This window comes from Desulfococcus multivorans, assembly GCF_001854245.1.
GTDB classification, from domain to species: domain Bacteria; phylum Desulfobacterota; class Desulfobacteria; order Desulfobacterales; family Desulfococcaceae; genus Desulfococcus; species Desulfococcus multivorans.
The window spans coordinates 2,226,954-2,238,980 of sequence record NZ_CP015381.1 but is presented as its reverse complement, the minus strand read 5'-3'; the positions used below and the strand labels follow the sequence as shown (position 1 = coordinate 2,238,980).

Here is a 12,027-nt window from a genome sequence, read left to right as displayed (position 1 = left end):
TGCGTTTAAAAACTGACTGTTTAATCAGTCAGGCTGATTGAATGATCAGTATACGCCTGTTGTCAGTCGAAGAGGAGATCATGACCAAAAAAGAAGCCATCCTCGTGGCCGGGACCAAGCTGTTCGCCCGGAAAGGATTCAACGGCACCTCCATGGCGGAGTTGGCCGAGATGACGGATATTGCCGGCGCCACGATTTTTTATCATTTCAGCAACAAGGAAGAGCTGTTCCTCGCCGTGCTCGAAAAGACGAAAGACGGTCTGCTCAAGGCCTTCGACGACTATTTCAACGAAAAGATCTTTGAATCGGGCCTGGAGATGGTGGAAGGCGTCGTTTCGTTTTTTCTTTATATGGCGGGACTGCGGGAAGAGTGGTTCATGCTCCTCCACCGCAATCATCCCTATCGTCTGGCCGAAGTCAATCCGGTCTGCCGCCGGCATCTCGAAGTGATCTACAACTGTTTCGTTGACATTTTTGAACGGGCGATTCGAAGAGGCAAGGCCGACGGCTCCATCCGGGAGGTCTCGTCGCACAAGACCGCCCTCATTCTGCTTGCCATGGTCGACGGAGTGGTACGGTTCAAAACGTACCAATTATATAACGCAGGGGCTCTGTACAACAATCTGATCGAATTGTGCAGAAACATGCTGAAAAAACAAACATGATAATTGCAGGGAGGAGTAATGATCGAAAAGGTTTTACCTTTCATCGGTTGGTTCAAATCCTATCGCGGGGAGGATTTCAAGGCGGACGTCATCTCGGGATTGACCGTCGCCCTGGTCCTGATCCCCCAGTCCATGGCCTATGCCCAGCTGGCCGGGCTGCCGTCCTATTACGGGCTGTACGCCTCGTTCCTGCCGCCGATGACGGCGGCACTCTTCGGCTCCAGCCGTCAGCTGGCGACGGGGCCGGTGGCCGTGGTCTCCTTGATGACGTCGGCGTCACTGGCACCCCTGGCGACCGCCGGCAGTGAGGCCTATATCGCCTATGCCGTTCTTCTGGCGCTCATGGTGGGACTGTTCCAGCTCTCTCTGGGCATCCTCCGGCTGGGGCTCGTGGTCAATTTCCTGTCCCATCCGGTGGTGAACGGTTTCACCAACGCGGCGGCCATCATCATCGCGTCGTCGCAGCTCTCCAAGATGTTCGGCGTCACCGTGGACAGTGCGGAACACCACTACGAAACCATCATCCGGGTGTCCCAGGCCGCCGCCCACTACACCCACTGGCCGACCCTCATCATGGGCGCGGCTGCCTTCGTCATCATGTACGGCCTCAAAAAGCTGGCCCCCAAGGTCCCCAACGTTCTGGTGGCGGTGGCGCTCACCACCGTCATCGCCTGGGCCATCGGCTTCGAGCACAACACCCATGCGCGGCTGGACGCCCTCATGTCCCCAGAGGCCCGCACGGATATCGCGGCATTCAACAGCATCGTTTCCGAGATCCCCCTGAAGGCGGAAGAGCGAACCCGGCTGACCCAGGAGATGGAGGCGGCCAAAGCAAGCCGGGACGAGCTGAAACTCCTGGACGTCGAACACGATCTGGGCGTCGTCAACCTCAACATGGAACGCCTCGGCAACCAGTCCCATCAATACCGTGAACGCATACGCGCCTATCTCTTCGAAGGAGCGCCCCAGCCCGACGGTTCCCTCCTTTTCTATCCCAAAGGCACCCTTCCGGCAGGTGAAACCGGAGACGGCCGCATCTGGCGGGTCAAAATCGGCAACAGTCTTCTCGACCCCGAACAGCTTCTGATGATGGGCGGCGGCGCGGTGGTGGGCAGCATTCCCAAGGGGCTTCCCTCCCTTTCGGTCCCCAGAATCGATTTCGGCGTCATGATGCGGATGCTTCCCTTCGCCGCCATCATTTCCCTTCTCGGGTTCATGGAGGCCATCTCCATCGCCAAGGCCATGGCCGCCAAAACCGGCCAGCGCCTGGATCCCAACCAGGAACTGATCGGGCAGGGCCTCGGCAATATCCTGGGCGCCGTGGGAAAAAGCTATCCCACCTCGGGCTCCTTCTCGAGGTCCGCGGTCAACCTCCAGTCCGGGGCCGTGACGGGGCTTTCCAGTCTTTTTACAAGCTTTGCCGTCGTCATCGTGCTGCTCTTCTTCACCCCGCTCCTGTATCATCTGCCCCAATCGGTCCTCGCCGCCGTCATCATGATGGCCGTCATCGGCCTCATCAATGTCTCCGGCTTCATCCATGCCTGGCACGCCCAGTGGTACGACGGCGCCATATCCATCCTGTCCTTTCTCTGCACCCTCGCCTTCGCGCCCCATCTGGACAAGGGGATTATGGTGGGTGTGGTCTTGTCGATCATCGTCTTTTTGTATAAAATGATGCGGCCTACCGTGACCTCCCTTTCCCGACACGACGACGAAGGGCTCAGGGACGCGGTGGCCCACGGCCTCCAACGGTGCGAGTATGTCGACCTGGTGCGGTTCGACGGCCCACTCTTCTTCGCCAACGCCAGCTATCTGGAGGACAAGATCAACGATCGGCTGCAGCAACAGAAGAATTTGAAACACATCATCATCGTCGCCAACGGCATCAACGACATGGACGCCTCGGGGGAGGAAATCCTGTCCATTCTGGTGGATACCGTCAGGAGCGGCGGCGTGGACATCTCCCTCAGCGGTGTGAACGAATCGGTCATGGCGGTGTTGGAGCGAACCCACCTGATCAACAAGATCGGGCGGGATCACGTCTATCCCACCATGGAAAAGGCCATTTGCGCCGTCCACGGCCAAACCCACACGGGTGCGATGGAGACCACATGTCCGCTCACCACCGTCTGTCGCATCGCATAATACGAGAATCAAGGAGGAAACCCCATGCCTGTCATTACATTGTTCAGCGGAGAATACTGCAACGAAGCGGCGGTGATCCGCGAGGTCGAGACGCGGACCGGTTATCGGAAAATCGAGGAAAACGATATCATCGGTCGGGCCGCCGGTCTTTCCGACATGTCGGAGGGAAAGATCCGCAGCGCCTTTTCTGCGAAAACCTCGCTTTTCAATCGGTTCACCCATGAAAAGGAGCGGGCCGTGGCCCATCTCCGCATGGCCCTCGCCGAGATCCTGGCGGACGACGATCTTCTGATCACCGGATTTTCCGGGCTTCTGATCCCCCGATCCATCAATCATGTCATGCCGGTGTGCCTGATTGCGGACATCCGCAGCCGTGTGGCCAGACTTCGGGAGACAAAAGCCGTCTCCGAGAAGGAGGCCCTGAACCTCATCCGCAAAAGCGACGAAGACTGCGCCGCATGGGTCAAGATGCTTTTTGACAAGGACGACCCCTGGGATCCCGTCCTCTACGACATCCTGGTGCCCACGGACAAGACCGACGCCGCCGACGCGGCGGCCCTCATCGTCGACAACGTCGGGAGCGAGGTGCTGAAGCGGACGGAGCGTTCCCAAAAGGCCGTGGCGGACTTTCGCCTGGCCGCCGAGGTCGAGGCGGCCCTGGCCCGGGAGGGCCACAGCGTGGGGGTTCGTGCCAGGGAGGGCGTGGTCGTCCTGACCATCAACAAGTTCGTCTTGATGCTGCACCGGCTCGAGGAGGAACTCAAGAGCATCGTACAGAAGGTCCCCGGGGTCCAAAAGGTGCAGACCGAGACGGGAAAGGACTTCCACCAGACGGACATCTATCGCCGGTTCGATTTCGAGGTCCCCTCCAAGGTGCTGCTGGTGGACGACGAGCGGGAGTTCGTGCAGACCCTTTCGGAGCGCCTGATGATGCGGGATATGGGCTCGGCCGTTGCCTACGACGGTGAATCGGCCCTGGACATCGTGCGGGAGGACGATCCGGAGGTGATGATCCTCGACCTCAAGATGCCGGGCATCGACGGCATCGAGGTGCTCCGCCGCGTCAAGCAGACGCGGCCGGAGATCGAGGTCATCATCCTGACGGGCCACGGCAGCGACGCGGACAAACAGCTCTGTATGGAGCTGGGGGCATTCGCCTATCTCCAGAAGCCCGTCAACATCGATGTGCTGAGTGAAACCCTCAAGGCCGCCAACGCCAAGATGCGGGAGCGGGCCCGATCCAGGGACCGTTCCTGAAGCGGCCCGATCGCCCCAGGCATCCGTCCGCCCCGTCAGGGGCGGACATTATCCGGACCCCGCCCCCCAATGACGTATCGACGCGGGGCGGCGGGACCCGACGTCCTGCGAGGATAAAGAGATGATGCGAACCCTGTTCGAAAAATGGAAACCCGCCTTCTGGAACCTTCCGGTCCACACCCAGGGCCCGTTCAAGCACATGTTCAACTTCCGCCGGATCTGGAAGCTGACCGTGGCCCTCACCGCCGGGGTGACGCTGTTGCCCCTCATCGCCATTACGCTCATCGACTACAACGTCACCCAGTCGTCCATCGAGTCGGAGATCCTCCTCACAACCGCCAGAAGCGTCTCCAACACCAAGCGCAGCATCTCCTTTTTCCTGGACGAACGCAAATCAGCCCTCGATTTCCTGGTCCACAACAACACCTTCGAATCCCTCATGGACGAATCGAACCTCGCCAGAATTCTGAGAGACCTTCAGAAGGGATTCGGCGGCGGGTTCGAGGACATGGGGGTCATCGATGCCGCCGGCCTCCAGCGCGCCTATGTCGGTCCTTACAACCTCAAGGGAAAGGACTACAGCGACCAGTCCTGGTTTCGGAAGGTGGTTGAAAGCGGCATTTACATCAGCGACGTCTTCCTGGGATTCCGGAACGTCCCCCATCTCGTCATCGCCGTGAAATACGATCTGCCCGACGGCGATTTCTACATCCTTCGCTCGTCCCTGGACACCTATCGTTTCATCCTGCTCCTCTCCGAACTGGAGTTGAGCGGCCGGGGGGACGCCTTCATGATCAACGACCACGGCATTCTCCAGACGCCGAGCCGGTACCACGGCAAGGTTCTGGAACCCTTCTCCCTGCCGGTGCCGGCGTATTCGGACCGCACCGAGGTGCATGAAATCCAGGACGTCAAAGGCGAGCCCATCATCTTCGGCTACGCCTACATCCCCAACACGCCGTTCATCCTCGTCATCGTCAAGCTGAAGCGCGCGATGATGAAATCCTGGCACCAGACGCGGCTTCAGCTGATCGGGTTCCTGGTGGCCAGCATCACCATCATCCTCCTCGTCATCCTGGGGGTGGCCACCTATCTGGTGAACAATCTCTACGTCACCGACCAGAAGCGTCTCATGAGCCTTCACCAGCTCGAATACGGCAGCAAAATGGCCTCCATCGGGCGCCTGGCCGCCGGGATCGCCCACGAGATCAACAACCCGCTGGCCATCATCAACGAAAAGGCGGGGTTGATCAAAGATCTTTTCTGCTATAAGAAAGAATATGCCGACGATCCCCGCCTGATCCGGACCATCGACGCGATCATCGCGTCCGTCGAACGCTGCGGCACCATCACCAAACGGCTCCTGGGCTTCTCACGCCAGTCCGACGTAATGCTCCAGAAGATCGACGTGGGGGAGCTGCTCCGGGAGGTGTTGAGTTTTACCGGGAAGGAGGCCGAGTATCGCTCCATCGACGTCACCGTTGCCGTGCAGGACGCGGTGCCGCTCATCGAAAGCGATCGCGGGAAGCTGCAGCAGATCTTCCTGAACCTTATCAACAACTCCTTCGCGGCCATGGAGGACGGCGGGCATCTCGAGATTTCAGCGGTCCTGAACGCTGCCCGGGAGGTGGTGGTCTCCGTAAAGGACGACGGGTGCGGCATCTCCGAGGCCGATCTTCGGCGGGTGTTCGAGCCGTTTTTTTCCACCAAAACCCAGAAAGGGGGCACCGGGCTCGGTCTTTCCATCACCTATAACCTGGTCAAGGAGATCGGCGGGCAGATCGACGTGGAAAGCGAGGAAGGCGTGGGGACGTGTTTCATCGTGCGCCTGCCCGTGGATGCTCAACCCAAAAAGGAGAATCCCAAGTGAACATTTTGCTGGTTGACGACGAAATAGAACTGGTCTCGACCCTGGCGGAGCGGCTGGAGATCCGTGGGATCGAGGCCCATTGGTTCACCAATGCGAAGGACGCCCTCAAATCCGCCGAAACCGTGCCCTACGACCTGGCGATTCTCGATGTGAAAATGCCCAGAACCTCCGGCCTCGAGCTGCGGGATCGCCTGAAACGAAAATATCCCAACATCAAGTTTATTTTCCTGACCGGACACGGATCGGAGGAGGATTACCGCAGGGGCGCCGTCGATGGGGCCGTTTACCTCGTGAAGCCGATCCAGATCGACCAGTTGATTGCCAGGATGAACGAGATCCTGAAGACCTGAGGAGACGATATGCATACCGACCCCAACACCATCGGCGAGGCGGGAACCCGGTTTTTCGGAAAGATATCCGCGACGGTCTCCCATGAAATCAAGAACGGGCTCGCCGTGATCAACGAAAACGCCGGCCTCTTGAAGGACCTGATCCTGATGGCCCAAAAAGGGCGGCCCCTGGATCCGGGGCGACTCGACAGCATCGCCGACAAGGTGCTGGAGCGGGTGGCCAGAGCGGACGACGTCGTCAGAGACCTGAACCGCTTCGCCCACAAGGTGGACGATCCCGTCGCCGGCGTGGACCTTTCGGAAAACCTGGCCCTCATGGCGGCGTTGACGCGGCGGCTGGCCGCCAACCGGGGCAAGAACATCAATATCAGCCCGCCGACATCGCCGGTGCAGATCACCACAAACCCTTTCGCGCTGCTGAATCTCCTCTGGTGCTGCATGGAAACCGCCATGGATGCCGCCCCGAAAACACCGGAGCTCAGCGTTTCCTTCCGGAAGATCCCCGACGGCGCCCAGGTCCGGTTCGCCGAGATCGAGGACATGGATATGGTGTCGCACAAATTCGGCGACGGCGTCGAGGCCCTGTTGACGGCATACCTCGGCGCCGGAGTGACCGTGGCGGCTGACGGACGGACCCTGGTCCTCACCCTGCCGGAAAAGCGCTTTTCAGAAGATGCCGCCGGATGAACGGCCCTGAAAGATGGAAACCGGCCGAAAGTTCAAGATCGGGGTTTGCAAATTATGAAAATTGCGTCATAACAAAAATATGGGATGTGCCGCGGTGCCGTCAAAAATTTTTGCTCAACTTTCGACTTTCATGACGGTGACCGGAAAGAAGTGCCGACCCATAAATACCAAAAGTTGAATGCTTACCTCAACAAAGGAGATATACCATGCCGGAAAATATTCTGCTGATCGACGACGAAAAGGATTTTCTGGATGTCATGACTGAAAGAATGGAGGCCCGGGGGTTTGAGGTCTCCACCTCCATGTCCGCCGAGGAAGCCCTGGGCATGATCAAGAAAGGCGCCTACGACGCCATCATCCTGGATCTACAGATGCCCGGGATGGACGGCATCGAAGCCCTGAAGGCCATCAAGGATATCCAGCCCGAGGCCCAGATCATCCTCCTCACCGGGCACGCCACCGTGGAAAAGGGTGTCGAGGCCATCAAACTGGGCGCCACGGACTTCATCGAGAAGCCGGCCGACCTGGAAACCCTGAGCCGAAAAATCAAGAACGCCCACGCCGAAAAGATCATGATCGTCGAAAAAAAGGAAAAAGAAGCCGTAATCGACGCGTTGAAGCGCTTCGGAATGTAACCTCCCCTCATCCGGCCTGTCGGCCGGTCCCCTACCCTGCTGTGTCCGGCCGGGCGTCGACAATATTGTCGACGCCTTGCGCCGTTTGTCGACACAGCGGGCCTACTCATTTTCGCAACCTCCTGTAATTCATACCGATCATGTTTGGCACGATTGTTGATAACATTTTAAAACAAACGGCCGTTTGGAAAAGGAACACTCGAGGGTCACGGACAATCGCCATCCCGGCAGGACAACGCCAATACACACGGATGCCGAAGCCGGCCCTCGACAATTGAAACCGACATGCATCGGACACGAAACAACCTCAGGAGTAAACAATGAAAATGACGGCAAAAGCGACATTGGCAGTTATGACAATCTTCATGGCGACAACGATATCGGCCGCGGCAGCGGATGTTCCGGGCAACAATGCCGCAGGCGCCGGTTCCATTATACTGGCGGGTAACGGCCACGGCCCGGGCGACGGCACCGGCAACGGCGGCGACGGTCCTGGCGACGGCACCGGAAACGGCCCCGGAGACTGCTCCGCGAGCGACGCAGCCGCACTGATTCTGGCGGGTAACGGCCACGGCCCGGGCGACGGCACCGGCAACGGCGGCGACGGTCCTGGCGACGGCACCGGAAACGGAAACAGCAACGGAGACTGCTGATCGTAATGGGGGGCGCCTGTTACGGATTTCCGAAAGAAACCCGGAAATCCGTACCCCCCTTTTCCAGATCAACATTCAGCGTCCGGCTCTCGCAACGCCCACCCCCTTCAGTCTTCAGCCTTAAACACCGCTTGACGCTGCCGACCTTTCAAGGCTAAACTGAGATTCTCCTGTCGCCGCCATCCCAGAACCCAGGCTTGAATTCGACGGGAATGCCTTTTTCAAGCCTTCAGCCTGACATCATAATTATCGGGTGATCATTATGCGCCGCAACCTTTTTCTCATCATCGTTATCACATTGTTTTCACACCTGCTGCCGACGGGGCCTGCCGCGTCGGCGGAATTGATCTGGGGCACCGTCGTCTCCCTGGACAGGGAAAGCGGGGAAATGCGCCTCCGGATGGCGGGAGCGTCCGCGAAAAGCGCCCTTCATGAACGAAAAACGGCGCATGTGAGGGTCCGGTTCTTCCCCGAGGAGCTGCCCAATGATATCCGACCCGGCGCAGCCGTCAATGTCTGGGGCAGGTGCCTCAAGACAGACCCGCCGGTGTTCGGCGCGACCACCCTCAAGCGGCAACAGCGGGGGTACGGCGACCCCACGGGCGTGCGCTCCCGACTGGGCCACGGCGGCAACGGACATGGCGGCGGCAGGGGCCATGGGGGCGGCCACGGCGGGGGTGGTTCCGGAGGCGGTAGCGGTAATGGCGGTGGCTCCGGTGGCGGCTCCGGTGGCGGCTCCGGTGGTGGCGGCGGCGGTGGCGGTGGCGGCGGCGGTGGGGGCGGCAACAGATGAAACGCCTTGCCCAGGCCGCTGACGACGGCTTGACATTAAAATCTCCACGCATGCTCCCGGTGTGGCGGGTCAGCCTTATGCTGTTCGGTCTGCTCATCGCCGTGGTTCTCGGCTATTTTTACTGGCAGGTCCGGCACCTGCAACAGACCTTCATGATGCACTCGCTGGAGCACTCCCGGCTGCTGGCCAACGTCATCGAGCAAAACGCCCGGACGGCGGTGTTGTCCCAGGGGGCGATCGAGAAGATCGTCCATATTTTTCTGGGAAACAGCGCGCGTTTCGTCGCCTATCTGGAAGCCGTCGAACCCTTTTCATCCGACGAACTGGCGGAGTTTGCCTACGAATCCGGGCTGATCGGCATTCGCGTCATCAGGGCCGACGACACCGAGGTTCAGGGGCCGGAGGATGCGGCATTGCCTGCCGTCATCAATTGCGCCCTCGGCACCGGAGAGTTGGCCCATTTCCCGGAACAAAATATCTATGCGGCGACCGTTCCGCTGATCAATGGAAAAGGGTGTGTCGTGACAGGGCTCGAATCGGCTGCGATCGGACGGATAAACGAAGAGATCGGATTGAACCGTTTGCTGGGATCCCTCACCGGCATGGCCGGCATCCGGTATGTGCGGGTGGAAGAAAACACCGGCCGGGATCCTGCGGCGGTTGCGTCGGGCAGGGCCTCGCCCGACGAGCACCCCCACATCCGCCTCATCCGCGACGGCGGCGAGACCATCGCGGAAAGCCGCATCCCCTTTGGCAATGATATCCTGGTGGCCGGAATGGACACCAGCCATTTCATGGCCCGAACCCAACAGATATGGCTGGAGTTTTTCTTTTTTGCCGGGGTTCTGGCAATGCTGGGCATCTCCTTTTCATGGATCCTCAACTGGTTTCAGGGGCGTTACACAGCCCATATCCAGGCCGTGGATCGCGAGATGGCCGATCACCGCGAGGATGCCGCCCTGGGCAGGGCCGCCGCGGCCATCGCCCATGAGATCCGAAACCCCCTGAACGCCATCGGCATGGGGCTGCAGCGGCTTCGGATCGAGGCGCCCGGCCTCGACGACGAGTATCGCGATCTGGTGGGGACCCTGCTTCAAGCGGTCCAACGCACCAACGCCATCGTCTCGGACGTCGGGAAATATGCCCGTCCCCCGGCACCGTCGTTCGAAACCGTGGTTCCCGCCGCACTTGTCGGCGAGATCCTCCAGCTCTATCGACGGAAATCCACCGGACAGTCCGTCGAGATCATCCAGGACCTGGCCTTCGCGGGCGAGATAAAAGCCGACCCCCAGTTGACGGCCCAGATGGTCGAAAACCTCGTGAAAAACGCGGTCGAGGCCCAACCCCTGGGCGGATATCTGAAGGTCGCCCTGAGCCGGAAGGACGGCCATGCCGTCTTCACTTTTGAAAACCCGGGATTCGATCTGGCACCGTCGGATGCGGCGCGGATCGCGGCCCCCTATTTTACCACCAAGGCCCGGGGAACCGGCCTGGGGCTCTCCATTGTCCGGAAGATCGTCAACGCCCACCACGGGCACATGGCGTTCGCGGTTCCGGAACCGGGCGTTCTCCGGGTGACGGTTCGGCTGCCCCTCGATCCCCGGAATGCGGAAACGGATGCATGAAGATTCTGGTTGTCGACGATGATGCCCTGCAGCGCCGGCTGCTCACGGGATTTTTGAAAAAAAAAGGGTACGATGTCGCGGACGCCGCCGACGGCAGGGAGGCCCTGGCTTATTTCAACCAGCAGCCGGTGGACCTGGTGATCCTGGACCATCGCATGCCCGGCCTAGACGGAGACGCGGTCCTGGCCGAGATGAAGCGGCTGACGCCCCTGGTGCGGGCCGTCATGATCACGGCCTACGGCACCGTCACCACGGCGGTGGAAGTGATGAAGCTGGGGGCCGACGACGTCCTGGAGAAGCCCGTGGACCTGACGACGCTTCTGGAAAAGATCCAGCGGATCGAGCAGGGCCTGGCCGTTGCCGAAGACGCCGCGGACGTGGCCGAAACAGTGGACCGGAAGGACCTGCCCATCAACCTGGTGGGCGGCGGCCCTGCCATGCAGGAGGTGATCTCCCTGGTGCATCGGGTGGCCCCCACGCCCTGGGCCGTGCTCATCAGCGGCGAGACCGGCACCGGCAAGGAGCTGATCGCCCGGCTGGTGCACCTCCTGGGTCCGTCGTCGGACGGCCCCTTTGTGGAGGTCAACTGCGGGGCCATCCCCGAAAACCTTTTCGAGTCCGAGCTCTTCGGCCACGAAAAAGGCGCCTTCACCGGCGCCGCCGGCACCCGACGCGGGCGCTTCGAACTGGCCGTCGGCGGCACCCTCTTCCTCGACGAAATCGGCGAGCTGCCCCCGAGCCTCCAGCCCAAGCTGCTCCGGGCCCTCCAGGAGAAGCGCTTCTGCCGGGTGGGCGGCGAGCGGGAGATCGAAGCGGATGTGCGGGTGGTGGCCGCCACCAACCGGGACCTCAGGCAGCTCACGACCGAAGGGCGCTTCCGGGAGGATCTCTACTACCGCCTCAACGTCTTCGACATTCCCCTGCCCCCCTTACGCGAGCGCAAGGAAGACATCCCCGACCTGGTGGACTTCTTCCTGCGACGCTATGCCGACCGTCCCGTCCGATTCGACCCCGAGGCCCTGATGACCCTCTCCCGCTACGCCTTCCCCGGAAACATCCGCGAGCTGGAGCACATCGTCCAGCGGGCCGTCACCCTGGTCCGGGGCAACCGCATCCGGGAGCGCGACCTCCCCCCCGAGATCCGCTTCCACCAGGCCGCCCATCAGGGCACCCTGGCAGAGCGCCTGGACGCCGTGGAGCGCGAAATGATCCAGACCGCCCTGGAAAAACACGACGGGGTCCAGACCCGGGCGGCAGAATCATTGGGGATCAGTGAGCGGGTGTTGCGGTATAAGATGAAGAAGCATGGGGTATAGGCTGGAGGCTGAAGGGGTACGTCTTCGACGA

11 protein-coding genes are annotated in these 12,027 nt (G+C 60.6%); all 11 read left to right on the top strand.

The window, feature by feature from the left end; genetic code table 11:
- Positions 1-80: 80 nt before the first annotated feature.
- The 11 genes from dmul_RS09795 to dmul_RS09745 all read left to right on the top strand — a co-directional run bounded on the left by dmul_RS09795 (position 81) and on the right by dmul_RS09745 (position 11,996).
- Positions 81-665 (top strand): TetR/AcrR family transcriptional regulator, encoded by a 585-nt coding sequence (locus dmul_RS09795; protein WP_040416412.1) that lies wholly within the window; start codon positions 81-83, stop codon positions 663-665.
- 18 nt (positions 666-683) lie between these two features.
- Complete coding sequence (locus tag dmul_RS09790) at positions 684-2,810, top strand: SulP family inorganic anion transporter (protein ID WP_020878264.1); 2,127 nt, start codon at positions 684-686, stop codon at positions 2,808-2,810.
- A 24-nt stretch (positions 2,811-2,834) separates the two neighbouring features.
- Positions 2,835-4,067 (top strand): response regulator, encoded by a 1,233-nt coding sequence (locus tag dmul_RS09785; RefSeq protein WP_020878265.1) that lies wholly within the window; start codon positions 2,835-2,837, stop codon positions 4,065-4,067.
- A gap of 121 nt (positions 4,068-4,188) precedes the next feature.
- Positions 4,189-5,937 (top strand): sensor histidine kinase, encoded by a 1,749-nt coding sequence (locus tag dmul_RS09780; protein ID WP_234979118.1) that lies wholly within the window; start codon positions 4,189-4,191, stop codon positions 5,935-5,937.
- Positions 5,934-6,287: a response regulator gene (locus tag dmul_RS09775; RefSeq protein WP_020878267.1), complete on the top strand. Its 354-nt coding sequence runs from the start codon at positions 5,934-5,936 to the stop codon at positions 6,285-6,287. Before dmul_RS09780 ends, dmul_RS09775 begins: the two co-directional genes overlap by 4 nt.
- 9 nt (positions 6,288-6,296) lie before the next feature.
- Positions 6,297-6,974, top strand: a complete 678-nt coding sequence (locus dmul_RS09770) for a sensor histidine kinase (protein WP_020878268.1) — start codon at positions 6,297-6,299, stop codon at positions 6,972-6,974.
- 206 nt (positions 6,975-7,180) lie between these two features.
- Positions 7,181-7,609, top strand: a complete 429-nt coding sequence (locus dmul_RS09765) for a response regulator (RefSeq protein ID WP_020878269.1) — start codon at positions 7,181-7,183, stop codon at positions 7,607-7,609.
- 320 nt (positions 7,610-7,929) lie between these two features.
- Entirely contained in the window at positions 7,930-8,262 is a 333-nt protein-coding gene (locus tag dmul_RS20220) for a hypothetical protein (protein WP_020878270.1), read from the top strand.
- Between the two features lie 262 nt (positions 8,263-8,524).
- Positions 8,525-9,055, top strand: a complete 531-nt coding sequence (locus dmul_RS20480; protein WP_020878271.1) for a hypothetical protein — start codon at positions 8,525-8,527, stop codon at positions 9,053-9,055.
- Entirely contained in the window at positions 9,052-10,680 is a 1,629-nt protein-coding gene (locus dmul_RS09750; protein WP_020878272.1) for a sensor histidine kinase, read from the top strand. Before dmul_RS20480 ends, dmul_RS09750 begins: the two co-directional genes overlap by 4 nt.
- Entirely contained in the window at positions 10,677-11,996 is a 1,320-nt protein-coding gene (locus dmul_RS09745; RefSeq protein ID WP_020878273.1) for a sigma-54-dependent transcriptional regulator, read from the top strand. Before dmul_RS09750 ends, dmul_RS09745 begins: the two co-directional genes overlap by 4 nt.
- Positions 11,997-12,027 lie beyond the last annotated feature (31 nt).

Coding starts and splice junctions, on each gene's coding strand:
- dmul_RS09750 (WP_020878272.1), top strand. CDS start 9,052: ATGAAACGCCTTGCCCAGGCCGCTGACGACGGCTTGACATTAAAATCT.
- dmul_RS09785 (WP_020878265.1), top strand. CDS start 2,835: ATGCCTGTCATTACATTGTTCAGCGGAGAATACTGCAACGAAGCGGCG.
- dmul_RS09745 (WP_020878273.1), top strand. CDS start 10,677: ATGAAGATTCTGGTTGTCGACGATGATGCCCTGCAGCGCCGGCTGCTC.
- dmul_RS09790 (WP_020878264.1), top strand. CDS start 684: ATGATCGAAAAGGTTTTACCTTTCATCGGTTGGTTCAAATCCTATCGC.
- dmul_RS09765 (WP_020878269.1), top strand. CDS start 7,181: ATGCCGGAAAATATTCTGCTGATCGACGACGAAAAGGATTTTCTGGAT.
- dmul_RS20480 (WP_020878271.1), top strand. CDS start 8,525: ATGCGCCGCAACCTTTTTCTCATCATCGTTATCACATTGTTTTCACAC.
- dmul_RS09780 (WP_234979118.1), top strand. CDS start 4,189: ATGATGCGAACCCTGTTCGAAAAATGGAAACCCGCCTTCTGGAACCTT.
- dmul_RS20220 (WP_020878270.1), top strand. CDS start 7,930: ATGAAAATGACGGCAAAAGCGACATTGGCAGTTATGACAATCTTCATG.
- dmul_RS09770 (WP_020878268.1), top strand. CDS start 6,297: ATGCATACCGACCCCAACACCATCGGCGAGGCGGGAACCCGGTTTTTC.
- dmul_RS09795 (WP_040416412.1), top strand. CDS start 81: ATGACCAAAAAAGAAGCCATCCTCGTGGCCGGGACCAAGCTGTTCGCC.